The following is a 24,577-nucleotide window of genomic DNA, read 5'->3' as shown; positions in this document are numbered from 1 at the left end:
AAGGAGCAAATTTACAATTATGGGTAAATATTTTGGAACGGATGGTGTCCGTGGCGAAGCCAATAAAGAATTGACACCAGAATTAGCGTTTAAGTTAGGTAGATGTGGCGGATATGTATTAAGCCAACATGAAACAGAAGGGAAACGTCCACGGGTTTTAGTTGGGCGTGATACCAGAATCTCTGGGCAAATGCTAGAAGAAGCCTTAATTTCTGGTTTGTTATCAGTTGGTATTGAAGTATTTCAACTTGGCGTCATTTCCACACCAGGAGTTGCTTATTTAACAAGATTGCAAAAAGCCAATGCCGGCGTAATGATTTCTGCTTCACATAATCCTGCACAAGATAATGGAATCAAATTTTTTGGTGCTGATGGGTTTAAATTAGTGGATGAACAAGAATTAGAAATTGAAGCATTGCTTGATGCCGAAGTGGACGAATTGCCACGTCCTTCAGCAGAGGGATTAGGAACAGTAGAAGAATTTCCAGAAGGCTTATTAAAATATTCTCAATTCTTAGTGCAAACGATCAATGGGGATCTATCAGGCCTAACCGTTTGTGTCGATGCGGCAAATGGGGCGACAGCAACTTCTGTCAACCGTTTATTCGCAGACTTAGAAACAGATTTTTATACGATGGGTACCAGCCCTAATGGCTTAAATATTAACGATGGTGTTGGTTCAACACACCCTGAAAAGTTAGCTGAAATGGTTGTTGAAAAAGGCGCCGATGCCGGTTTAGCATTTGATGGTGATGGGGATCGAATTATTGCAGTGGATGAACTTGGGAACATCGTTGATGGTGATAAAATCATGTTCATTTGTGCGAAATACCTTTCAAAGAAAAATCGTTTGAAAAAAGATACGATCGTTACAACGGTCATGAGTAATTTAGGATTCCATAAAGCGGTGGAAGAAATTGGCTTGAAGGACGTAGTTACTCAGGTTGGTGACCGCTATGTTGTAGAAGAAATGCGAAAAAATGATTATAATTTTGGTGGAGAACAATCTGGTCATATGGTCTTCCTTGACTTTAATACTACAGGTGATGGAATGCTATCAGGAATCCAATTACTGAATATTATGAAGCAAACTGGGAAGAAATTATCCGAGTTAGCGAGCGAAGTGACGATCTACCCACAAAAATTAGTAAATATCCGAGTAAGCAACAAAAATGGTGCAATGGAAGTTCCAGCGATCAAAAAAGTGATTGAAGAAACTGAGGCTGAGATGGCTGGCGAAGGAAGAATTTTAGTTCGTCCTTCTGGAACTGAACCATTATTACGTGTCATGGCTGAAGCGCCAACGGATGAAAAAGTAGCATATTACGTGGATAAGATTGCTGCAGTTGTTCGAGAAGAGATCGGACTTGAAGAATAAGAACTAAAATTTTTCTCATTTTAATAGTAATCGACTGTTATTTACAAAAATGTTTTCTTGTTTTTGTGAATAACAGTTTTTTTGTCTGTAGGAAAACAAATTTGGGTTGCTGTCAAATGCTTGTTCCAAGATAACTACTTTTTTGTATAAAATTAGCGTTGGGTTTAGAATATTCTCCGTTAAAAGTTGTTATGATAGAACTTTAATTTCTAATTATACGAAAAAAAAGGGCTTTTTTTATCTCTGAATAGATTAAACTAACTTGCGAAACAACTAATTTAGAGGAGGTAAATATGAAAATTTTCAAAAAACTGATTCGATTGATGATGATTGTTTTTCTATTTGTAAAACCGGTCATTGTAGTAGCGGTTGATCCATCTTATGCACCCTCTTATCAACTAGCAGAAGAGGTGATTATAAAAAATGGTGAATTTAATGATGGGTTGAATCACTGGATCGTTTCCAACCCTGGAAGTAGTAATCCTGCACTTGTGACAGATGAAAGTGGCAATCATTATGTAATGGCATCAAATGGAGAGAATATCCTGCAATATGTTCAGTTAAAACCGAAAACGACCTATCAATTCACTTATTATGTGATCGGAGACCCTTCGTTTCCAGCAATTGTGGAATTTGGCACGCTTAATCATGGGGAAGGGTTTATTTCGTTGAAGGATGAGAGACATTATAATGATGCTTGGAAACAACATGAATTTAGCTTTACGACTCCGGAAGGTGAAAATACATATATTATCCGTTTTGCGTCTAGTGGAAACGGGACAGCATATTTTGATAACGTTCAAGCCACTGCATTAGATTTGGAAGCTCCTACCAATCCTAAAAATCTGAAAGTCAACGACATTTCAAGTGATAGTGTTAGCTTGTCTTGGGAAGCTGCAACAGACAACGTAGGCGTAATGGGTTATTTGGTTTATCGAGACAACCAACTGATTCAAACAGTCACCGGTGCAGACCTCGCCTATACCGACAATGGATTAACGGAAGATACTACCTATACGTATGAAGTGAGAGCAGTTGATCAAGCGGGGAATGTATCAGTAGCGAGTAATGCAGTGACGGCTAGGACAAAACTGGCGAGTAGCAGCCCACCTGCAGTGCCTTTGAATTTAAAAGTCACTAGTGTAACAACTGATAGTGTCAGCTTATCGTGGGAATCAGCGACAGATAGCATTGACGTAATCGGTTATATCATTTATCGAGACAATCAGTTAATTCAAGGAGTGATTGGTGCGGAGGAAGTAGCATACACGGATATAGGATTAATGGAAGATACGATGTATACATATCAAGTGAGAGCAGTTGATCAGGCAGGAAACATATCAGAAATGAGTAATACAGTAACAGCTAAGACAAAACCAACAGAAGAAATTCTTCCTCCTGCAGCTCCTTTGAACTTGCGAATCGATGATGTAACAACTAACAGTGTCAGCTTGTCATGGCAAGAAGCAATCGATAATGTTGATGTAGCTAGTTATAACGTTTATCGAGATGATCAGTTGGTCCAAACGCTAACTGGTACGGACTTAACCTACATAGATACAGGGTTGATGGAAGATACCACCTATACCTATATAGTCAAAGCTGTTGATCAATCAGGGAATCTATCAGAAGCAAGTAATGCGGTAACGGCTAGGACAAAATCAGCAGAAGATCTGACTCCTCCTACGCCCCCTTTGAATTTACGAATCGATGATGTAACAACTAACAGTGTCAGCTTGTCGTGGGAAGCAGCAATCGATGATGTGGGTGTCACTGGTTATCACGTCTATCGAGACGATCAGTTAGTCCAAACACTTTCTGATACGGACTTAACTTACATAGACACAGGATTGATGGAGGCTACCACTTATACCTATAAAATCAGAGCGGTTGATCAAGCTGGTAATCTATCAGAAGCGAGTAATGCAGTGAAAGCAAGAACGAAAATGACAATGGAGGTGAGTCGCCCGTTGCCCCCTACTAAACTGAGATCAGCCCGTGTCACAGAACATGAAGTGGCTTTAATGTGGGACGCACCTGATGAATCAAAAGAAATCATGAGCTATCAAGTTTACCGAAACAATGTATTGGTAGGAGAAGTAGCGGGGGAAACCTCACTATATACTGATAAAGATTTACAGGAAAATACGAAATATTCTTATGTAGTTAAATCGAAAAACAAAGAAGGGAATCTCTCGGAAGAAAGTAATAAAATCATTGTGCAGACAAGCAAAAAACATGAGACGGTTCCTCCTTTAGAGGAAGAGATAGTAAAAGAATCAACGGAAAAACCACCTGTGGCAAAAGAAACCGAAACAAAAAATAATGGAGCGATTAATAAAGGAAAAGAGGAAGCAAAAGTGAATAAGAATACTGCTAAAAAGGTGAGTAAACAGTTACCAGCTACGGGTAATAAAGTTAGTCCATTGCTACAACTACTGGGGCTAACCATAGTGAGTGCAACAATCCTGTTATCTTACAGGAGACAAAAAAAGAGCCATCAAGCAAAACAGCCCGGAACTAATGCTTAGCTCCTTTAGATGGGGGACTCGATACAAAATAGGTTAAAACAATAAAAAGGCATTTTCGAACTGATTGATGACTACACAAAAAAGCCAAAAAGGCAATGAAAATTAAATTTCATTGTTTTTTGGCTTTTTTCATGGTGATACATGCTATATTTTTTTAACCTTTTTCCTATTCAACGGTCACTGATTTTGCCAAATTTCTCGGTTTATCAACATCAAGACCTCTTAGCAAGGTCGCATAGTAGGCAATCAATTGTGTAGGGATCACTGTGATTAATGAAGTGAGTAAAGGATGAACAACAGGCAATACTAATTGGTCATCTGGTCGATCTAAGCCTTTTGTAGCCATAACCAAAGTTTTTGCTCCACGACTTTCCACTTCTTTTAGATTTCCTCTCGTGTGTGCACCTGTTATCTCTTCGCTGATCATCCCGATAACCGGTGTGTTCGTTTCAATCAGCGCGATCGTACCATGTTTTAATTCCCCAGCTGCGAAACCTTCTGCTTGGATATAACTGATTTCTTTCAACTTCAATGCAGCCTCTAAAGAGACAGCATAATCTGTTCCACGTCCAATATAAAAAGCGTTTCTTGCATCCATTAGATAGTCAGCTGCTAACTCCTGTAAGTAGTCCTTTTGAGAAATTAGTTCTTCCATGCCATACGCTACGATACTAAGCTCGTGCGTTAGATCGAATTCTCTAGCTGAAGAAAGATTTTTTTCATGACCAATTCCTTTAGCAAGTGCAGCTAAAACAGCGATTTGAGCAGTATAAGCTTTTGTTGAAGCCACGGCGATTTCAGGTCCAGCATGTAGTAAAAGAGTGTAAGAAGCTTCCCTTGATAAAGTAGAGCCGGGTACATTAGTGATCGTCAATGATGGGTAATTCAATTCATTCATTTTCACGAGTACTTGTCGACTGTCTGCTGTTTCTCCACTTTGGCTTAAGAAAATAAAAAATGGTTTCTCTGAAAGTAAAGGCAAATTATAACCAAATTCACTTGCAAGGTGGACTTCCACAGGAATACGGGTTAATTGTTCTAAAATAGGTTTTCCAACTAAGCCAGCATGGTAACTCGTTCCACAAGCAACAATGTAGATACGGTCACTGTTTTTAGCTGTTTCTAAAAGTTGTTTGTCCATCAGTACTTCATTCTCATGGCTCACGTAAGTTTGGGCAATCTTTCGCATAACGATCGGTTGTTCATCGATTTCTTTCAACATGTAGTAAGGATAAGTGCCCTTTTCAATATCAGCTGCATCAATTTGTGCTTCAAAAGAAGTTCGTTCAACTGGTTGACCTGAGATCGTTTCGATTGAAATCTCATTTTTAGTGACGATCACTAATTCGCCATCTTCAATTTCAACAAATTCTTTCGTATAAGCCAGCATAGCCATTGCATCGCTGGCGATAACATTGAATCCGTCTCCCAGACCAATTAAGAGAGGGCTTTTGTTTTTAGCGACAAAAATTTGATCTGGCAGAGTACGATCAATTAATGCGAAAGCATAAGAACCTTTGATTAATTGAAGTGTTTTGACAAAGGCAGATTTTGTATCCAGTCCTTCATTTGCAAAAAATTCAATAAGATGAGCAATGATCTCAGTATCCGTTTCCCCTGAAAATTGATCCGTTTCTAAATAATCATTTTTTAGTTCAGCAAAGTTTTCAATTACACCGTTATGGACAAGAACAAAACGTCCGCTTTGAGAAGTGTGAGGGTGCGCATTTTTTTGAGAAGGTTCGCCATGAGTTGCCCAACGAGTGTGACCGATTCCGATTGTTCCCGCTGTTTCGTTTGTTAGCTTATCCTTTAGGTTCTGAATTCTACCTTGTGCTTTGACCAAAAAATCATTTTCGTCATTCGCAACAAAGATTCCAGCCGAATCGTATCCCCGATATTCTAATTTTTCTAAACCATTGATCAATCCTGGTGTTACGTTTTCTAATCCAATCATTCCGACAATTCCACACATAAAAAACATCCTACTTTCTATAATATAATCATTATGAAAGTTTCCAGCTGCTGGAATCGATTTTTGTTCTATCTTCACAGATAGGTTTTGATCGATCCTATAGAGTGCAGTCCCTAGGGTCATCCGCCGAATATTTCGATAAACCCTTTCCTCGTCATCTGTAACTACAGACCAGGCGCTATTCCTTAAAATGAGAATGGTATATCTAAACTCCTTTTTCGTATTTTTCTGGAAACTTCTTAAATGATAACGTTGTTGTGTGATGTTTGTCAATAAAAAAGAGAAAAAATAAAATTGGTCTATATGGTTGTGGCGGGAGGGTCGAAATGAAGTTTTGACTATCATCTTTTTGCAGACTTCGGTACAATATGAGAGTAAGTAAAAGAAGGAGGATGAAAAATGGCATCAAATATCGCAGTCTTGACATTAGGCATGCTAAAAAAACAGTTGGCCGAACTTGAAAAAGTAAATACAGTGGATGATGAAACCAAAATCTTTTTAGATACTGGTTGGGATAGTATCCAAGAAATTGCGCCTGATGCGTTGACTATTGGAGAAGCGCAACAATTCGTAGTAGAAGATGAGTGGACAAAAGAGAAGTTCAATGGATTTACATTAGTCGAAAAAGCAGAAAAAATGAATGCAACTGGAGAAAAAGAAACAGTGATCGTTATCAAAAATTTATATTAAGCGAGGGAGAGTATGAATAAAAAGCGTTGGATAGCAGTGTTGATTGCGGCAGGCTTATTGGTTGTTTCGTTGGTATCATCTAGCCTGACGTCAAATTCAAAAGAAGAAAAGCAAATGAGTGGTTTCAATAGCTTATTATATGGCACTAATGAATTATCGCCCACGGTTCTGGAAGAAGGAGATAGTTCAGAAAAAATCGTAAAATTGACGGTTGATGGGACGATCACTAGTGATGGAACATCAGGTTTGTTTGCAACAGAAGGATACAATCACGCTAAGTTTATGGAGCAATTAAATGCTATAAAAGAAGATAAAACGATCAAAGGGATGATGTTAGAAGTCAATTCTCCTGGTGGTGGTGTTTATGAAAGTGCAGAAATAGCTAAGACAATCAGTGATATCCGAAATGAACGAAATATTCCAATGTATGTCAGTATGAAAAATACAGCTGCTAGTGGCGGATATTATATCTCAGCCCAAGCAGATAAAATCTATGCAACAGAGGAAACAGTCACTGGGTCCATTGGTGTCATCATGTCAGGTCTTAATTATTCTGGACTTTTAGAAAAATTAGGGATCGAGGATACGACGGTAAAAAGTGGTGCATTGAAAGATATGGGTTCAAGTACTAGACCACAAACGCCAGAAGATCAAAAAGTCTTACAAACTTATATCGATAATGCCTACAATCGATTTGTCAAAGTAGTCAGTACTGGACGAAATCAATCAGAAGAAGAAGTCCGAAAAATTGCGGATGGTCGTATTTATGATGGAGAACAGGCGAAAGCAGTCGGATTAGTGGATGAAATTGGGTATCCACAAGACGCGTTAAAAGCGATGAGAAGTGAGCAACATTTAGAAAACGCTCAGTTAGTAGAATATGAAACGAATACTACTGGTTTTGCAAACACATGGTTCGGTTCGAAACTTGCTCAGCTTCAAGGCCTAAAAGCTTCTGAAACAAGTCAAATCTTGTCTTTCTTAGAAAATCAAGGAACCGTTCAATCACCAAAGGCAATGTATTATTACGGAGGTGAGTAAGCATGGCGAAGCAACCAGAAGATTTATCTTCACATAACAAGGCAGATCGTCCTGCTGTAGGGCCAGATCCGAGCTTTTCTCAAAAAGTACTGCAATCTTTTAAAGAAAAACCATTATCTGAAAGTGAAATCAAAGTAAAACAACAACAATGGCAACAGTATACCGAAGATAAAGAGGAAAAAATCAATGTAAATGACTTTCCTAAATATTTTTATGCAGGATTTTGGATAAGGTTTTTCGCTTTTATTGTGGATCTGATTTGTATTGGCTCAATCACACGTTTGACCATTGGCTTAGCGGCTAATTTAGACTGGTTAAAAGTATCCGATTCTTATTTAAGTATTTATGGTTTTGCTGCTTTGCTGATTTACCTTGGTTATTTTATTTTATTCACGAAATTAAATCATGGTCAAACGATTGGAAAAATGATTTTTGGGATTCGTGTGATTTGCTTTAATGAATCAGAATTGAGTTGGACAACAGTGCTAGTGAGAGAAGGCGCTTGTCGGTTCATTCTGAAATTCCCATTACTTTTTGTTGGCTATTTACCGACAATCTTTAATCAAAGAAAACAGCATATTGGTGATTATTTTTCAAATACGAGTGTAGTCACGCTAAATCTAGTCAAAGCCTTTAATCAAGAAATTAATACTTGATTCATTTTATTTTTTCAACATGGCAATCTAAAAAAGATTGTCATGTTTTTTTATGTTTGATACTATAGTTTTATTCATGATTTTACTGGCAAAGAGTCGAAGGGAGAACGAACATTGGAGCCGATTGATTTTCCTGATAAATACGAAAATCTTATGCGTCTAGCGCAACAAGCATTAGCTGATCATCAATATTTACAAGCAAAGACATTTTTACAACGAGCATTGGAGCTTAAAGGAACATTTGAGGCGAATCGTCTACTTGTCCTTTGCTTAGTTGAGCTAGATGAAAAAAAAGAAGCGCTGAATCAGGCGTTTCCTTATGAAAATGACTACCTGACAGATGAAAAAGTGGCAGCTTTTTATTTTGATCTGCTGATCCAAACAAAAGATTATCTTTATGCTCGCAAGTTAATTGCCAGCTATGATTTTTCTGATTTATTTGAGCAACTCATGGTAGAGAAGATCCAACAAGCAGAAAATTTCACGAGTCAAAATGACCGTCAAAAAATACGTAAGATTCATCTTAGTGTTGAAAAAATGCCGACAATGCCACCTGCAGAACAACTTTTGGTTGTTTCTGAGATTGAAGCGTTGCCTTATCATGAATTGGTACAAACAATCAAAAAAATGATTATCTTACCAGAGATCCACTTATTAGTGCGAGCAAAAATGTTAGAGTCACTCGTGCAAGTGAAGAAACACCAGCCAGTTGTTTATTTAACGATGGATCAGACGTTTATAGAAGTCATACCTGCAACATTACCAAAACCAGAAAAGCAGAAGGCTTATGAACAGTTAATGCGATTAGCAGAAGCTTATGAAGATCAAGATGCCTATCTTAGTACAGTGCTAAAAGAAGAATTTATGATGCAATCCGCTCTTCTTTATCCTGTTTATGATACATATGTCGGTGATCCCAAAAAATGGTTTGCTGATACACTTAGCATGTATGATCCAAACTATAATAATAGACAAACAGAAGCAGAGGAAGCAGATTTCCTAGAAAAAAGGGGAAATATTTTAAGGGAAATGCTACTCTTTCAAAGTGACCGTTGACACTTATCAGATAAAAAAGTCATGAAAAACGTGGATTCTAACCATTCAATATGTTTACAATTTGAAAGGGTTAGTGTACTATTTAAGGGTATGCATGAAACGTTTTTGATGTATAAAATGAATTTTCTAAACTCGGAGGGAACTAAATGACTGCAACATTTGAAAAAAAAGGCACAAACGATGGTGTTTTAAAATTTACGATTGCGCAAGATGAAATTCAAAAAGGATTGACAGCTGCGTTTAATAAAGTTAAAGGAAACTTGAACGTACCAGGGTTCCGTAAAGGGAAAGTTTCACGCCAAGTATTCAACCGTATGTACGGAGAAGAAGCTCTTTATGAAGACGCATTGAATGCTGTCTTACCTGAAAGCTATGAAGCAGCAGTTAAAGAAGCAGGTATCGAACCTGTATCACAACCTCAAATCGATGTTGAAAGCATGGAAAAAGGGCAAGATTGGGTGATCACTGCTGAAGTAACAGTTAAACCTGAAGTGAAATTAGGTCAATATAAAGATTTAGTTGTTGAAAAACAAGACCGTGAAGTTACTGAAGCGGATGTGGAAGAACGTATCAAACGTGAACAAGAAGCTCAAGCAGAATTAGTAATCAAAGAAGATGCTCCAGCAGAAAATGGCGATACTGTAGTGATTGACTTTGAAGGCTTTGTTGATGGCGAAGCATTCGATGGCGGAAAAGGTGAAAACTATTCACTAGAACTAGGCTCTGGTTCATTCATTCCTGGCTTTGAAGATCAATTGATCGGTAAAAAATCAGGTGAAAGCTTAGATGTAACAGTTACTTTCCCAGAAGACTATCAAGCAGAAGACCTTGCTGGTAAAGAAGCAGTGTTCAAAGTAACGGTTCATGAAGTAAAAGCTAAAGAAGTACCTGAATTAGATGACGAATTTGCAAAAGATGTAGATGATGAAGTTTCTACATTAGCTGAATTGAAAGAAAAATATCTAAAAGAATTGACAGAAGCAAAAGAAAAAGAAGCAGAAGACGCAAAAGATGAAGCTGCAATCCGCTTAGCTGTTGAAAATGCAGAAATCGTTGATCTGCCACACGTGATGGTTCACGATGAAGTACACCGTTCAATGGATGAATTTTTGAACAACATGCAACGTCAAGGAATCTCTCCTGACATGTACTACCAATTAACTGGTTCTACAGAAGAAGACTTGCACAAACAATTTGAAGGCGAAGCAGAAGTACGCACAAAAACAAATCTTGTAATCGAAGCTATCGCTAAAGCAGAAGGACTAGCAGCAACAGAAGAAGAAATCAACGCTGAAATTCAAGAATTATCTGAGACATACAACATGCCAATCGAGCAAATCAAACGAGTGTTAACAGAAGATATGTTGGAACATGATGTGACAATGAAAAAAGCAATCGATTTGATTACTGGAACTGCTACTGAAGCAAAATAATCATCTTTTATTGCATTTTATCAAAGAGGAAACTGAGAGGTTTCCTCTTTTTGCATATTTTCGATTTTTGGTTCTTGTTTAGTGCTTTTGCTTTTTTTTGAATTATGGTATGATAGTAAAAGACTGTAAAGTCTGTGATAGTTTCTTGCATTTATGATGCAAGTTAAGGGGTGAAGACCATGTATGATAATCCAAGTGGCAATGAGACCGTACGTTGTTCTTTTTGCGGGAAAACACAAGAAGAAGTAAAAAAAATCGTGGCTGGTCCAGGGGTCTACATCTGTAATGAATGTATTGACCTATGCAAAGAAATCATTGATGAAGAATTTTATGAAGAAGCGGTACGTGAATTCACAGAAGTACCAAAACCATTAGAAATTTTGGAAGTCTTAAATAATTATGTGATTGGTCAAGATCGTGCAAAACGTTCATTAGCTGTAGCAGTATACAATCACTATAAGCGTGTTAATCAACAATCCCAAGAAGATGCAGATGATGTTGAACTGCAAAAAAGTAATATCTGCCTGATCGGTCCTACTGGATCAGGGAAAACTTTCTTGGCACAAACATTAGCTAAAACGTTAAATGTACCTTTTGCGATCGCTGATGCAACCAGTTTAACTGAAGCTGGTTATGTTGGGGAAGACGTCGAAAACATCCTATTGAAATTATTGCAATCAGCTGATTACAATGTGGAACGAGCTGAAAAAGGGATCATCTACATTGACGAAATCGATAAAATTGCTCGTAAAAGCGAGAATGTTTCAATTACTCGAGATGTTTCAGGTGAAGGTGTCCAACAAGCCTTATTGAAGATTTTAGAAGGGACAGTTGCCAGCGTTCCCCCTCAAGGCGGTCGGAAACATCCTCATCAAGAATTTATCCAAATCGATACGACAAATGTTTTGTTTATCGTAGGTGGTGCGTTTGATGGGATTGAAACAATTGTTAAAAATCGTCTAGGAGAAAAGACAATCGGTTTCGGGACTAAAAATCAAAAATTAGCAGATGGCGAAAGTGTCATGCAAGAAATCATTCCAGAAGATCTATTGAAATTTGGTTTGATTCCTGAATTTATTGGTCGTTTACCAGTAATGGCAGCACTTGAAAAATTAACGACAGAAGATCTTGTGCGTATTTTGACAGAGCCAAAGAATGCTTTGGTCAAACAATACCAAAAATTACTTGCTTTGGATAATACGGAATTAGAATTTGAACCAGAGGCATTAACAGCAATCGCTGAAAAAGCAATTGCCCGAAATACTGGGGCACGTGGACTACGTTCGATTATCGAAGAAATCATGATGGATATTATGTTTGACATCCCATCTAATGAGAATATCGAAAAAGTGATCATTACGAAAGAAGCTGCTGAATTAACAGGAGAACCGACTGTCGTTTATAAAGATTCTGAGAAAAAAGCGGGATAAAAGCAGATAGAAGCTGGAATGCTGTCGTGAAAGTTAGTTATTGCTTTTGCGGCAGCTTTGTCTTTTTATCGAAACTATTGATTAATGATTAAGAAATTCTATTGACAGCAGGCGATTCAACGTTGTGATTACTCAAAATTGGCAAATAGGGAAGATGACTTTCGTTTATGTAAAAACGTACTTTCCGCATTCAACTGCAGTTTTTCGATCGTTGAATCTTAGAATGAAATCAAAAAACCTCAAAACATGAGAAGCTGTTTCGAGATTTTTTTCTTTAAGGTACGAATCAATTCATGCTTCTCGCAACCTGTTACACGGCGTTTAAGAAGCGACTCTTCGTATATCAGAGATTGTTTAATAAAGTAATATTAAACAATCTTCTCTCATCTCGATAGAGTTCCTTTCTTCTTCAACGACCTTTTTTAGGAGAGATTTTATGAAAGTACATCAAGCAGAAATAGTGATTAGTGCAGTTGCACCAAAACAATACCCAGAATCTGATTTACCAGAAATTGCTTTAGCAGGGCGTTCAAATGTCGGAAAGTCTTCTTTTATCAATACGTTGATTGACCGAAAGAATTTAGCTCGCACTTCGGGAAAACCAGGTAAGACCCAAACATTGAATTTTTATTTGATTGAAAATGCGTTACACTTTGTCGATGTCCCTGGTTATGGTTATGCCAAAGTATCAAAGACTGAACGTGCAAAATGGGGTAAAATGATCGAAACATATATTACGACCAGAGAGCAGTTGCGAGCAGTCGTTTCTTTAGTCGATTTACGTCACAAACCTTCCCAAGAGGATATCCAGATGTATGAATTTTTGAAATATTACGATATTCCAGTGATTGTCGTAGCGACTAAAGCGGATAAGATACCACGAGGAAAATGGAACAAGCATGAAAGTGAAATCAAAAAAGCGTTGGATTTTGATAATAATGATCAGTTTATTTTATTTTCTTCTGTCACAAAGCAAGGAAAAGAAGAAGCTTGGCAGGCAATTGAAGAAGCAATTTCAGAATAAAAAACTAGTAGCAGACGAAGGACTCAAAGAGGAGAACATTCGCTTGCTACTAGTTTTTTTCTATTTTTTTGTCTGTTCTTTTTTTTCGTCATTTTTTGGTTTCAAAAAGCGATCGATTTCTTCTTTTGAAGCAACTGTTTTTTCTGGATCAACAGCAAAGGATTCAAATAATTTATCAAGATTATCTGTACGTTCAAATTTAAGCCCCAAATTATTCACCTCTTTGATTATTTGTTTCTATTCTACCATGGATAGTTACTAAAATAATTGGAAGTCGTTAAATTTTAGTTTTTTCTTATGCTTAGTTATAATTTAATTATAAAATACTTTGAAAGGAGTGAGAGTATAGTGGAAGAACAACAATTATTAATGACGATTCAATTAACCGATTTGAATCAAAGTCAAAGAGAAAATGAATTGGAAGATTGGTTCTTTTTTATTCGAATGATGTTTAGTCCCTCATTTTTTCAAACTTCTCGTCAGACAGCACGAATATTTGAATGGACAACCTTTAAAAAGGAAGCAATGCAGGAATCTCAGTTCGCATTTGGTTGGCTGACTGTAAAAAATGAAACGAATGAGTGTCGTTTTCATTTTGATGGTCAACAATTGATCATTAAGAATATTTTGGAGAAGAATATTTTCTTACAACATGAATCGGTGATCAGAGATTATATCCAGCTTAAAATGGATAAAAATGGCGTATTTGCTTACTTACGTTCATACAATGAATTTAAGTATCATAATATTAAAGAAATTGAAGAACGGTTGAAGTTTGAAACACAAGAAGCTATTGATAAGTTGCCAAAGATGAGAGAACGATCGGGAGCGGTTGTGATTGATTGTAATCAATTGCCTGGTTACGATCTATCTCATGAGGGATTATGCTTTACTTCTTGTTGGGAAATGTATTACAGCTCTTACTACTATCGCATCATTCCGAAACAAGTATTTTTAGATGTCCAACAAGTGGAATTTGTAAAAGAGAAACAAAATGGTGTGATCTGTATTCAATTATATCGTGACCCTTTCAAATGGGCCGAGGAAACGAATCGACATTTTCAGACCTATTATCGTGACCAATTGGGATTTGATCATCTTTCTTGGGACAATGGTGTTGGGCTTTTGAAAGCCCCGTATATTGAGTATGCTTATACCGATCAAAGTATTCAATCTGTTCAATACCAAAATGAAAGAATGCAACCGACTCAGAAAAAGGATGCGACGTTCTTCGTTACTCGAAGTTATAATTTTGTCAATGATGAATACCACGAAAAGCGAGTAAGAGGGCGGTTGAATACACAAGCTTATTTTCCTTGGGTAGATGAGCAGCGGGCGCAGATGATGTTTTACAAAGTGATTGATCCCCGTATCTCTTTAGATGATGGGATCGAAGCTTATTGCTACTATATAAGAGAATACTTAGAGATCGCAGTTGACGATGAAAAATATCAAGAATATTTAGTTACTTTACGATTATACGTACCTACTGAAAATTTGACACAGCTCCCATTGAATGAAATTCGCGAAAAACTATCAGATATTCAGTTTAAGCGAATAAGAAAAAGACGAGGACGTTTAAGCTTTGACGTGAAAAAAGGTGTAAATCATCTTAGAGTAGAAATCTATGATTATCCAAAATTAAACAAATTTGCGACATTACAAAAAATTTGAGGTGAGCACATGGATAAACACTTATATTATCGGGTCATGTTACCTACAGCATTTGTAGCTTTTTTGATGTTCTTTCTTCCCAACATCCCTGTACGATCAATTTTGGGCTTTATCATTATGTTCATTGGATTAGGAAGGTACTATTATTTAGTGCATAGAAAATAAAGCATATAAAAGGTTGTGGAAGAATCGTACAGCGAATACCGTTTGTACTTCTTTACAACCGCTCAAGAGTCTGGACCAGTTGAAAGTTCAGACTCTTTTTTGAATGTTTTAGATTGTCTATGAATGTTTTTGAATGATTTTTATTGATTAATAAAAAGAATTATGCTACTATATGTCGTGAGGTGATCGTGGAAATGCTTACAGAAGAGCGCAGACAAAAAATACTACACTTGTTAGAACAAAATAAAATAGTGAAATCTCAAGATTTAGTAACACTTCTAAACGCTTCTGAATCAACGATTAGACGTGATTTGCAAGAGTTGGAGAATGATGGTCTGTTAGAAAGAATCCATGGTGGCGCGAAAAAAGGGCAACTTTTAGGGTTTGAACAGAATATGAGTGAAAAAACGCTCAAAAACGTTCAAGAAAAACAAACAATCGCTCGATTAGCAGCTCAATTAATCAATGACGATGACGTTATTTATTTAGATGCTGGGTCCACGACGTTAGAAATGATCCCATATTTGCAAGAGAAAAAGGTAACGGTAGTAACTAATTCAGTGAAACATGCAGCTAGTTTGGTTGATTTGCAACTTCCCACCATCATATTAGGTGGACAAGTTAAATTATCAACAAATGCTGTACTAGGAAATAGTACAATCAGCCAGTTAAAAAATTTCTATTTTAATAAAGTGTTTATGGGAATGAACGGTGTTGACTTGAACCGTGGATTTACAACGCCAGATCCGGAAGAAGCAGCCGTGAAACGTCTAGCAATGGCAAATGCGGAAGAAAGTTTCGTCCTGATTGATCATTCTAAGTTCAACAAGCTTAGTTTCACTTCTGTGGCACCTTTAGAAGCAGCTACGATCGTAACCGAACGTTGTCCATTGGAATTTGTTACCGATTATCGGGAACGGACAACTATCAAGGAGGCAGCTATACAATGATTTATACAGTAACATTAAATCCGTCGATTGACTTTATCGTACGTGTCGATGGGTTAAAAATCGGGGAATTGAATCGAATGAAAGAAGACTTTAAAGTTCCTGGCGGAAAAGGGATCAATGTTTCTCGAATTTTGAAAAGAATTGACTCTGATTCGACAGCCCTTGGCTTTTTAGGAGGCTTTACAGGAAACTTTATCGCAGAGTGGTTGGAAAAAGAAACAATCCAAACTTCTTTTACAACGGTTCAATCAGATACTCGGATCAATATCAAATTAAAATCTGATTCTGAAACGGAGATCAATGGTTTAGGCCCAACGATCTCAGATGAAGAAATCCAATCATTCAAGCAAGCGCTAAGTGTTGTGAACAAAGGAGACATCGTTGTCTTATCTGGTAGTACTCCTGCCAGCTTAAGAAAAGGGTTCTATCAAGAATTGATTGAGATCATTCGTGAAAAAGAAGCAGACTTTGTGATTGATACAACTGGGGATGATCTAAAAAATTCTCTTGCTAAAAGACCATTGTTGATCAAACCTAATAACCATGAATTAGCCGAATTATATCAGACACACTTTGATCGTGTGGAAGAGATTTTGCCATATGGTAAGAAACTATTAGCTGAAGGGGCACAAAATGTCTTGATATCAATGGCGGGAGATGGTGCCTTGTTATTTACTAATGAAGGTGCTTACCGATCAAACGTATTAGTTCGCCCGTTAAAAAACTCGGTTGGTGCAGGAGATTCAATGATTGCTGGATTTATTGGTGCTTATAGCAAAAATCAAGATCCAGTGGAAGCATTTAAATGGGGAGTCGCTTGTGGAAGTGCGACAGCATTTTCTGATGATTTAGCTTCTAGAGCATTGATTGATGAACTGTTACCAGAAGTTGAGATAACAAAAATAGATTCGTTTTCAGGAGGATTATCATGAATATCAAAGATTTAATGATCAAAGATGCAATGATCATGGACCTACAAGCAACTGATAAAAAAGGCGCAATTGATGAAATGGTCCAAAAAATGTTTGCTGCCGGAAGAATCTCAGATATTGAAACCTATAAAGAGGGGATTTTAGCACGAGAAGCGCAAACTTCTACCGGACTAGGTGACGGCATTGCGATGCCTCATGCAAAAAATGCAGCAGTAAAAGAAGCAACCGTACTATTTGCTAAAAGTAACAAAGGGGTCGATTATGAGGCATTAGATGGTCAGCCGACTTACCTATTCTTTATGATCGCAGCTCCAGAAGGCGCAAATGATACACACTTACAAGCGTTAGCTGCTTTATCCCGCCTTTTAGTGGATCCAGATTTTGTTGCAAAATTAAAAGAAGCAGATTCACCAGAAGCTGTACAAGAATTATTCCAAACAGCGGAAGATCAAAAAGCTGCGGAAGAAAAAGCAGAACAGGCAAAACAAGCTGAAGCTGCAACCGTTGATCCTAAGAGCAAGTTCGTTATTGCAGTAACCGCTTGTCCAACAGGAATCGCCCACACTTATATGGCGGAAGATGCTTTGAAGAAAAAAGCGAAAGAAATGGGCGTAGAGATCAAAGTTGAAACAAACGGATCAGAAGGCGTTAAAAACTTATTGACAGCTGAAGACATCGCTCGTGCGGATGGTGTAATCGTAGCAGCAGATAAAAAAGTTGCCATGGATCGCTTTGACGGGAAAGAACTTGTCAATCGTCCGGTTAGCGACGGGATTCGTAAGCCAGAAGAACTGATCAATCTTGCTTTAAGCGGTACTGCACCAGTTTATCATGGACAAGGGAAAGATACTGGTTCTGATGAAGGAAATGCAGAAGGAACCGTCGGCCAACGAATCTATAAAGATTTGATGAATGGTGTTTCTCATATGCTGCCGTTTGTTATTGGCGGTGGGATTGCGATTGCTCTTTCTTTCATGGTAGACCAATTTATGGGTGTACCACAAGATCAGCTTGCAAACCTTGGGAATTATAATCAAATTGCCAGCTGGTTCAACCAAATCGGTCAAGCTGCTTTTGGTTTCATGTTACCAGTTCTTGCTGGATTTATTGCTTCAAGTATCGGGGATCGCCCTGGTTTGATTGTTGGTTTTGCTGCTGGTGCATTAGCTAATACTGGCGGTGCAGGCTTCTTAGGGGCTTTGATCGGCGGTTTCTTAGCTGGATATGTCATTGTGTTCTTGCGTAAACTCTTCAAGAAATTACCTAAATCATTAGACGGAATCAAAACGATTCTCTTTTATCCCGTGTTTGGGTTGTTGATTACCGGTTTCTTGATGTTGTTGGTTAATGTACCGATGAAAGCAATCAATGATGCATTGAACGGATTTTTAACAAGTATGAGCGGTTCAAACGCTGCGTTACTTGGTGCTTTACTTGCAGGAATGATGGCTGCTGACTTAGGTGGACCAATTAATAAAGCGGCTTATGTTTTCGGTACAGCTACGCTAGCAACAACTGTTGCGACTGGCGGTAGTGTCGTGATGGCTTCTGTTATGGCTGGTGGGATGGTTCCACCATTAGCAATTTTTGTTGCTACTCGTTTATTCAAAAATAAATTTAGTAAAACAGATCAAGATGCTGGTCTAACGAATATTGTGATGGGCTTGTCCTTTGTAACAGAAGGATCGATTCCATTTGCAGCAGCTGATCCGATCCGCGCCATTCCAAGTTTCATTATTGGCTCTGCTCTAACAGGTGGTTTAGTTGGTGCTTTCGGTATCAAATTACTTGCTCCTCATGGTGGGATTTTCGTTGTATTCTTGTTAAGTCATCCAGTCTTGTACTTAGCATTCATCGCTATTGGTGCAATCGTTTCTGGTGTGATTTATGGTTTACTAAGAAAATCACCAACAGTAACAACAGCATAATTTTCAATTTATAAATATGAGACCTTCTTACGGAATTTAACAATAATTTTCGTAAGAAGGTTTTTTTGTGAGATTAAATGCAAATTTTTTGAAAATTAAAAAATGGAAAGCGAAATTGACAAATAGATGAATAAATATAGGATTTGTGATTAGAAATTAGTTATTTATTGACGGATATAAATGTGTATAGTATCATTTTTTTGTAATCTAATGTTAATCAAAAGCGCTTTTATATAAAAAAAGAATGGTTATAGAGGAGGGGAATATGAAAAAAAGTACAAAATGGGTTGTTTTATCGCTCTTTATTCTTTGTGCTAGTATTGTCCCAGTCAATGACTTTGATGCACAAGAAAATTCTGAGAATAGTGTAAATCTCCATGACAATGTGCAAACGAGCACAAGTGATGAGTACTCCGTTTCCTTTGAGACAACTACGGAAGAATCCCATGAAGATGTCAATAATCAAATCACCGAAGCATCAACAAGCAGCGAAGAAACAAAACAAGTGTTAGCAGAAAACGCTGAACTGTCCGACGAAATTGGTGCAATTAGTCCTTTGGTTGGAGAAGGATCATTAGAAAGTCCTTATACTGCAGCAACAGCAGATGAATTAATTAGGGTAATGAGTGAAATCAATAATGATTCAGGTTCGGGAACCTATTATGTTGCTTTGACAGCAGACATCGTGTATACAGATGCGGATGTTTTTGAGTTTTATAAAAATGTCGAGATCGATGGTCAAAATCATCATATGCTATATACCAACGCTTCCAACTCAACCGCTTCGAATACTGGCTATCGAGTGAAGATTAGTGGATTAAGAATCAAATTGAAAAACATGAATTTTGGAAGCGCGACACTAACTGATGAAAATGGCGTTATCTATGGCAACCAATCTTACTACGGGATCTTAGGGGCTGGAAGTTTATCTGTTCTCTCATTTGACGCGGTTTTTGAAAACGTCAATTATTATGGAAAGACTGGGGCGCAACCACTTCTAGCTTGGCATACAGAATCCACCTTCACCTTTGAGGGGAAAAATGAATTTGTCAGTGAAGCAGGAGCAAACAGCGAAGAGTTCATGGAAGGAAACAACATTACATTTGCGAAAGATTCGACGACGATTATCAACCACCAAACGAGTACGAATCTCGCTTTGTTTTATGGTTCAGCTTCTGGCGGATCGGGTGATCGGAAAATACGAGTCACTCTTGAAGAAAATGCGAATGTGCAATTGACATCAAGCAAAGATTATTTTTCTTATGATGGGACAGGATTAATTTTTACGATTGGTCAAAATGCTGAATTTTTGTATGAACAAACAGGTAACAAGCCAATGAATTTTACGAATGGTCAAGCAGCAGAAATCAATTTTGGCGCTAATTCACAAACTTCAATGATCAGCCAAGGCAGATTCAATTCAAATGGAAATGTTGTAATGAATGCGGATGAGCCCGATTTTGTTCGTTTTCAAAATACTTCTAATACCAACGGCTTGTTTGCTAGAAATATGACATTTAACCGGATCGATGGAGTAGCAGGAGAAATAGGAGGCTATCAATTTAGCTATTTAGCAACTGATCAAAGTTTACAAAAAAAGGAAGTAGTAGGAGCTGGTACAGCTACATTAAATGACAGTTACTTTACAAATACAGCTCTAAAACAAGCAATCTATCAAAAAAAAATCAATATTACCGATTGGAAAGCACAGCCGAGTGTAGCGGTCGGACAAAGTCAATTAGACACAACGATCAATGCTTATGAGCCAGCCAGTCGGATAGGAAAGGCAACGACGTTTAAATTAAGTACGAAACAACTTTGGAGTGAAACCGATTTAACGACTGAGGAAGCACAACAACAAGTTGAGCTTGCTGATGAAAATACAGCTGGGATGATCGCAGTCGAAGAAACCGCGGGAATGACATGGACAAAAGAAAAACTACCAGCTGGAACTTATTTTGTCTATACAAAAATAGCTGGTGCCGTCAACGATGATCCCGAACTTCAAGCCTATTTAACTGAAAGCCTTTGGATAGAACAACAGGTGGAAGTAGTCAAAAGTCCATTAAGTGTGGAAGTACCTTTAGAAATGATATTTGAATCGAAAACAGAAGGTGCATTCGACACGGCATCTTCGACCAAACCAATCATTAGTTCGAGTAACTATCCCATTGATTTTACGATTGGCATGGTTCAAGATCTTACAGCTGATTCATCAGTTGTGCTAGTCAATCAATTTTCTGGCGGAAATCATAACGAGTTGATTCTTAATCTTGTTGCCACTGATGGGACAACGATGGGACCGTTGGTTGTCGGGCAAAATAATGTGGACAGATTGGAAATTGCCCCTTTTTTAACAGAACCAATTGAACTTTATTTAGCTGGAGAATTTTCAGGAAACATTTTACAAAAATATTATCCTAGTTATGCCTTTACTTATCAACTATCAGCTAAAGAATAAAGGAGAAAAGCAATGGAAGAAACAAAACGGAAAAAACAAAAACAGGTACTACTCATTCTACTAGGATTATTGTTGTTGCTAAGTGGCTGGCTAGTGTACCGCTATTATCTTCAAGCAAAACCAGAGCCCGTTACTATTGTTAGTGGCGAATTTTTACCCGCTGGGAAAGATGCCCAAAAAATCTCTGACTCTGAAAAGAAAAAAATTGCGCAGGTTGCAGTAGATAAAAGCAAATTCAATTTAGTTATCTCACCTGAAGCGAAAATCGATCGACAAACAGGGAGCGGCGAATTGATGATAAAAAATCCCAGTGAAAATGGCTATCCGATCAATGTAGAAATTAGAGAAAAAAAGAACAATCAACTTGTTTATACTTCCGGTGCGATTCAGCCCGGGTATGAAATAAAAAATGTCACGTTGGAACAGGCATTAGAAAAGGGGGAGTATCCATCAGTTGCTTTATTTAGTTTGTATGACCCAGACACCAACGAAAAAAAAGGTCAAGTGGCTGCAGGAGTTACATTAACAGTTGAATAAAAAATAAAAGGGGTTTATTGATATGATGAAAAAAGTACTTGTAAGTATGTTGTTTAGTGGGAGTTTTGTTGGATTTGTTGCGCCCGCAATGGTTCAAGCGGAAGACGTGATTGGTGTTGACCAAGCCGATATTCAAATCAATGGTACGATTGGATTAGATAACACAGATCCAGAAGAAGCGATTGAGGAAAGTCATGACAATTGGATCAATGTGACATTAGATACAGCGACCATATTCTATAACGTAAGCGGGCGAAATGATATTGAATCTCCAACCTATACTATTGAAAATAAATCGGGACGTCCAGTTGATGTATCCATTGCAGATTTCGCGCAAACAAATGCCGAAAGTATCACAGAAATTTCTAGTCTAAATCTTGTTTCTCCAGCAGCAACGAACACTTCCTTGATCGCCGCAGGAACACTCACAGATTTTGCGACGACACCAGTCAAACTCTTTACATTAGCAAACAATGAAGGAAAACTAACTGCAAATGGTACCGCAAATAATGCTTTTTCGACCACCTTCAACTATGCTGGAACAGTATCTTCTACCACAGCAACCAAGAGTACACCAACGTTCAATTTGACGTTGCAATTAGATGCTGTATCTTGGACAGCAGCGCCTTAAACTGATTAAAAAAGTTAGAAGGGATAATATGAAGGCAACACTTGACGTAAAAGGATCACTTGGAATTGATGCCGAACTGCCAAATGACCAGCAAGAAAGTGCAGGGGCTCAAAAACCAGGTTATGTGATTAAAACAGAAGTAAAAACGATGAGTACCTTCCCCAAAACAACGGACACAGACAGTTTAATGATTAGTTTCTTGGGAATATTCCTTGTAGGAGTAACAATTACAGTGAAGTATTTTTGGGGAAATAAAGAAAGAGAATAAGATGAAAAGTTTTTTTAAAGATAAAGATACTGGTTGTATTTCCCTATAAAATAAAAATTTGCTCTTACCACTAGCATACTGGCTAATCGTAAGAGCAAATTTTTATTGCCTAAAAGGCTTGTTTCGTCGTTAAAATCGAAGAGCGAGCAACAATCGTTTTCCGTACGCTTGAAAGATGACGTTCATCGGTTAAGATGACTAAAATGTCGCCAACATTCATGATTGTATCCCCATGAGTCAAAATCTCTTTATTTCCTCTAATAATGGAAACGAGTAACATATGTTTTGGCCAATTGAAATCTCTGACCATTCGTCCATCCAATGTACTTTCCGCAGTGATTGGAAAATCAAAGGTTGTTTTGCCGACTAATATTGGTTGTTTTTCTTGTTGAATCAATCGCTCGAGTAAAGATTCGTAAATCGGATTGCCTCCTAATAAATCATTGCTAACGTAAGCGAAGAGTGAAACGACACCTAAAGGCATCAAATGATTCAAAGAACCGACCATCTCCGTTACTAAGATAATTGCAGTCAACGGGGCTTTTCCGATTGCTGTAAAGTAACCTGCCATCGCAATCACGAGAAAGTCTTTGACATAAATCGGATTCATACCAACTAAGTTCACTAAAGCCCCTCCATAAAATGCTCCAATCAGCGCACCTAAAGTTAGGATTGGTAAAAAAATCCCGCCCGGTAAACTGGCGCCATATGAAACCATAGAAAAGAAAAACCGTAAGATAAATAGACCTGCAATCAATGTTAATGGGTAAAAGGCATGTCCTGAAGTGATGATGATCTGGTTTCCGCCCCCTAGGATTGTTGGCCAAAAATAGCCAATCGGCAAAACTAAAAGAAAAGGAACGATTCCGTGAAAGTGTGCAGGAATCGGCAGCTTTCGATAAAATTTTGGTAAGCTAAGCAAAACGATCTGATAAATATACCCTAGCACACCGAGAATAATACCTAGAATAATTAAAAAACCATAATATTTTAACGGTAAAGACGGAATTTTTCCTAGAGACAATACAGGTTTCAAACCGAAAAAATAAAGTGACACAAAATTAGCAGTGATCGCTGATGTAAAGGATGTCAGCCAAACTAATGGAGAGAAAGAATGATGGATTTCTTCTAAAACAAATAATAACCCAGCAATCGGTGCATTAAATGCTGCTGCTAATCCCGCACTCGCTCCGCTAGAGATAAGAATTTTCTTTTCAGCTGAAGAGCTGTTTAATAATTGGCTTGTTCCTTCACCCACCACTGCGCCTAACTGGATTGATGGACCTTCTCGACCTAAGAATAAACCGGAACCAACCGATAACACGCCTCCAATAAATTTTTTCCATAGAACAGAAAACCATGAGACTGTTAATTCTCCTTGTAATTGTCCTTCAACTTGGGGAATGCCGCTTCCTTTAATATCGGGATCGCTTTTGATAAGAAATCCCACAAAAATAGCAATAATAATTGAAGCTGCTAAGATAAATGCTAAATATAAAGGTTCTTGTTGACTATGAAGGTAAACTTGTTCGGTTAATTCACCAAATTTCTCAATTGCCAAGCGAAAAATGCTAACGATACCGCCAGTGAGCAACCCAACTAAGACCCCTTTTAAAATATAATATAGTTGTGTTTTGTCGACATGTTTAAATAATGTTTTTGCTTTCATTGCTAATCCCTCGTTTCAATTTAATTTAGCGTGATTTTTTCTTTTTTACAAGAGGAAAAGAAAAGAAATTTTTTTTCATTGCAAATTCATCGCTTTGCAAACAAATTTTCATTTCGCTTGCAGTGATCAGATTGCGGTTATTACTACC

General features: G+C 37.7%; 20 protein-coding genes. 17 read left to right on the top strand and 3 right to left on the bottom strand.

The window, feature by feature from the left end:
* Positions 1-19: 19 nt before the first annotated feature.
* Together glmM and IGK21_RS07685 are read left to right on the top strand one after the other, a co-directional pair.
* Positions 20-1,378 carry a phosphoglucosamine mutase gene (gene glmM / locus IGK21_RS07690; protein ID WP_010718960.1) on the top strand — a complete coding sequence of 453 codons (1,359 nt, stop codon included), beginning with the start codon at positions 20-22 and terminating at the stop codon, positions 1,376-1,378.
* A 293-nt stretch (positions 1,379-1,671) separates the two neighbouring features.
* Entirely contained in the window at positions 1,672-3,909 is a 2,238-nt protein-coding gene (locus IGK21_RS07685) for a fibronectin type III domain-containing protein (RefSeq protein ID WP_181915045.1), read from the top strand.
* 166 nt (positions 3,910-4,075) lie between these two features.
* Here IGK21_RS07685 and glmS read toward each other — a convergent pair whose 3' ends face one another.
* Positions 4,076-5,884 carry a glutamine--fructose-6-phosphate transaminase (isomerizing) gene (glmS, locus tag IGK21_RS07680; RefSeq protein WP_181915044.1) on the bottom strand — a complete coding sequence of 603 codons (1,809 nt, stop codon included), beginning with the start codon at positions 5,882-5,884 and terminating at the stop codon, positions 4,076-4,078.
* A 399-nt stretch (positions 5,885-6,283) separates the two neighbouring features.
* Between glmS and IGK21_RS07675 the strand changes: the two genes are divergently transcribed.
* The 7 genes from IGK21_RS07675 (at position 6,284) to yihA (ending at position 13,214) form a co-directional block, all read left to right on the top strand.
* A complete protein-coding gene (locus IGK21_RS07675) occupies positions 6,284-6,574 on the top strand; it encodes a hypothetical protein (protein ID WP_010737730.1) in 291 nt (96 codons plus the stop codon).
* A 12-nt stretch (positions 6,575-6,586) separates the two neighbouring features.
* Positions 6,587-7,615, top strand: coding sequence for a signal peptide peptidase SppA (gene sppA, locus IGK21_RS07670; protein WP_181915043.1), 1,029 nt, complete (start codon positions 6,587-6,589; stop codon positions 7,613-7,615).
* Positions 7,616-7,617: 2 nt separating this feature from the next.
* A complete protein-coding gene (locus tag IGK21_RS07665; protein WP_181915042.1) occupies positions 7,618-8,271 on the top strand; it encodes an RDD family protein in 654 nt (217 codons plus the stop codon).
* Positions 8,272-8,385: 114 nt separating this feature from the next.
* Positions 8,386-9,327, top strand: coding sequence for a hypothetical protein (locus IGK21_RS07660; RefSeq protein WP_034698256.1), 942 nt, complete (start codon positions 8,386-8,388; stop codon positions 9,325-9,327).
* 146 nt (positions 9,328-9,473) lie between these two features.
* Entirely contained in the window at positions 9,474-10,760 is a 1,287-nt protein-coding gene (gene tig, locus IGK21_RS07655) for a trigger factor (protein WP_010718967.1), read from the top strand.
* A 179-nt stretch (positions 10,761-10,939) separates the two neighbouring features.
* Positions 10,940-12,190, top strand: coding sequence for an ATP-dependent Clp protease ATP-binding subunit ClpX (gene clpX, locus IGK21_RS07650; protein WP_010718968.1), 1,251 nt, complete (start codon positions 10,940-10,942; stop codon positions 12,188-12,190).
* Positions 12,191-12,626: 436 nt separating this feature from the next.
* Positions 12,627-13,214: a ribosome biogenesis GTP-binding protein YihA/YsxC gene (gene yihA, locus IGK21_RS07645; RefSeq protein ID WP_010718969.1), complete on the top strand. Its 588-nt coding sequence runs from the start codon at positions 12,627-12,629 to the stop codon at positions 13,212-13,214.
* Between the two features lie 60 nt (positions 13,215-13,274).
* On the opposite strand, the gene IGK21_RS07640 is transcribed toward yihA, so the two are convergent.
* Positions 13,275-13,424: an SPJ_0845 family protein gene (locus IGK21_RS07640; protein ID WP_010737727.1), complete on the bottom strand. Its 150-nt coding sequence runs from the start codon at positions 13,422-13,424 to the stop codon at positions 13,275-13,277.
* A 135-nt stretch (positions 13,425-13,559) separates the two neighbouring features.
* Here IGK21_RS07640 and IGK21_RS07635 point away from each other — a divergent pair, with 135 nt between their 5' ends.
* The 8 genes from IGK21_RS07635 (at position 13,560) to IGK21_RS07600 (ending at position 22,760) form a co-directional block, all read left to right on the top strand.
* The gene (locus tag IGK21_RS07635; RefSeq protein WP_181915180.1) at positions 13,560-14,888 is read left to right on the top strand and encodes a hypothetical protein; all 1,329 of its coding nucleotides are present in this window, start codon (positions 13,560-13,562) and stop codon (positions 14,886-14,888) included.
* Between the two features lie 359 nt (positions 14,889-15,247).
* The gene (locus IGK21_RS07630; protein WP_010718973.1) at positions 15,248-16,003 is read left to right on the top strand and encodes a DeoR/GlpR family DNA-binding transcription regulator; all 756 of its coding nucleotides are present in this window, start codon (positions 15,248-15,250) and stop codon (positions 16,001-16,003) included.
* Positions 16,000-16,935, top strand: coding sequence for a 1-phosphofructokinase (pfkB, locus tag IGK21_RS07625; RefSeq protein ID WP_010718974.1), 936 nt, complete (start codon positions 16,000-16,002; stop codon positions 16,933-16,935). The genes IGK21_RS07630 and pfkB overlap by 4 nt, the downstream gene beginning before the upstream one ends.
* Positions 16,932-18,863, top strand: coding sequence for a PTS fructose transporter subunit IIABC (locus IGK21_RS07620; RefSeq protein ID WP_010737724.1), 1,932 nt, complete (start codon positions 16,932-16,934; stop codon positions 18,861-18,863). Before pfkB ends, IGK21_RS07620 begins: the two co-directional genes overlap by 4 nt.
* A 265-nt stretch (positions 18,864-19,128) precedes the next feature.
* The gene (locus tag IGK21_RS07615; RefSeq protein ID WP_438719163.1) at positions 19,129-21,324 is read left to right on the top strand and encodes a hypothetical protein; all 2,196 of its coding nucleotides are present in this window, start codon (positions 19,129-19,131) and stop codon (positions 21,322-21,324) included.
* Between the two features lie 12 nt (positions 21,325-21,336).
* Positions 21,337-21,861 (top strand): hypothetical protein, encoded by a 525-nt coding sequence (locus IGK21_RS07610; protein ID WP_010718977.1) that lies wholly within the window; start codon positions 21,337-21,339, stop codon positions 21,859-21,861.
* Between the two features lie 22 nt (positions 21,862-21,883).
* A complete protein-coding gene (locus IGK21_RS07605) occupies positions 21,884-22,492 on the top strand; it encodes a hypothetical protein (protein ID WP_010737721.1) in 609 nt (202 codons plus the stop codon).
* A gap of 28 nt (positions 22,493-22,520) precedes the next feature.
* Positions 22,521-22,760, top strand: coding sequence for a hypothetical protein (locus tag IGK21_RS07600; protein WP_010718979.1), 240 nt, complete (start codon positions 22,521-22,523; stop codon positions 22,758-22,760).
* Between the two features lie 109 nt (positions 22,761-22,869).
* Here IGK21_RS07600 and IGK21_RS07595 read toward each other — a convergent pair whose 3' ends face one another.
* The gene (locus IGK21_RS07595) at positions 22,870-24,429 is read right to left on the bottom strand and encodes a ClC family H(+)/Cl(-) exchange transporter (RefSeq protein ID WP_010737720.1); all 1,560 of its coding nucleotides are present in this window, start codon (positions 24,427-24,429) and stop codon (positions 22,870-22,872) included.
* Positions 24,430-24,577: the final 148 nt, after the last annotated feature.

It is taken from the genome of Enterococcus sp. DIV1421a (genome assembly GCF_051711025.1).
In the GTDB taxonomy this organism is placed as follows: Bacteria; Bacillota; Bacilli; order Lactobacillales; family Enterococcaceae; genus Enterococcus_B; species Enterococcus_B hirae.
The sequence above is the reverse complement of the archived record's forward strand: the minus strand, read 5'-3'. Positions and strand labels throughout refer to the sequence as shown.

Coding starts and splice junctions, on each gene's coding strand:
- IGK21_RS07600 (WP_010718979.1), top strand. CDS start 22,521: ATGAAGGCAACACTTGACGTAAAAGGATCACTTGGAATTGATGCCGAA.
- IGK21_RS07605 (WP_010737721.1), top strand. CDS start 21,884: ATGATGAAAAAAGTACTTGTAAGTATGTTGTTTAGTGGGAGTTTTGTT.
- pfkB (WP_010718974.1), top strand. CDS start 16,000: ATGATTTATACAGTAACATTAAATCCGTCGATTGACTTTATCGTACGT.
- IGK21_RS07665 (WP_181915042.1), top strand. CDS start 7,618: ATGGCGAAGCAACCAGAAGATTTATCTTCACATAACAAGGCAGATCGT.
- glmM (WP_010718960.1), top strand. CDS start 20: ATGGGTAAATATTTTGGAACGGATGGTGTCCGTGGCGAAGCCAATAAA.
- tig (WP_010718967.1), top strand. CDS start 9,474: ATGACTGCAACATTTGAAAAAAAAGGCACAAACGATGGTGTTTTAAAA.
- IGK21_RS07685 (WP_181915045.1), top strand. CDS start 1,672: ATGAAAATTTTCAAAAAACTGATTCGATTGATGATGATTGTTTTTCTA.
- IGK21_RS07610 (WP_010718977.1), top strand. CDS start 21,337: ATGGAAGAAACAAAACGGAAAAAACAAAAACAGGTACTACTCATTCTA.
- IGK21_RS07595 (WP_010737720.1), bottom strand. CDS start 24,429: ATGAAAGCAAAAACATTATTTAAACATGTCGACAAAACACAACTATAT.
- yihA (WP_010718969.1), top strand. CDS start 12,627: ATGAAAGTACATCAAGCAGAAATAGTGATTAGTGCAGTTGCACCAAAA.
- IGK21_RS07630 (WP_010718973.1), top strand. CDS start 15,248: ATGCTTACAGAAGAGCGCAGACAAAAAATACTACACTTGTTAGAACAA.
- clpX (WP_010718968.1), top strand. CDS start 10,940: ATGTATGATAATCCAAGTGGCAATGAGACCGTACGTTGTTCTTTTTGC.
- glmS (WP_181915044.1), bottom strand. CDS start 5,884: ATGTGTGGAATTGTCGGAATGATTGGATTAGAAAACGTAACACCAGGA.
- IGK21_RS07620 (WP_010737724.1), top strand. CDS start 16,932: ATGAATATCAAAGATTTAATGATCAAAGATGCAATGATCATGGACCTA.
- IGK21_RS07675 (WP_010737730.1), top strand. CDS start 6,284: ATGGCATCAAATATCGCAGTCTTGACATTAGGCATGCTAAAAAAACAG.
- sppA (WP_181915043.1), top strand. CDS start 6,587: ATGAATAAAAAGCGTTGGATAGCAGTGTTGATTGCGGCAGGCTTATTG.
- IGK21_RS07615 (WP_438719163.1), top strand. CDS start 19,129: ATGAAAAAAAGTACAAAATGGGTTGTTTTATCGCTCTTTATTCTTTGT.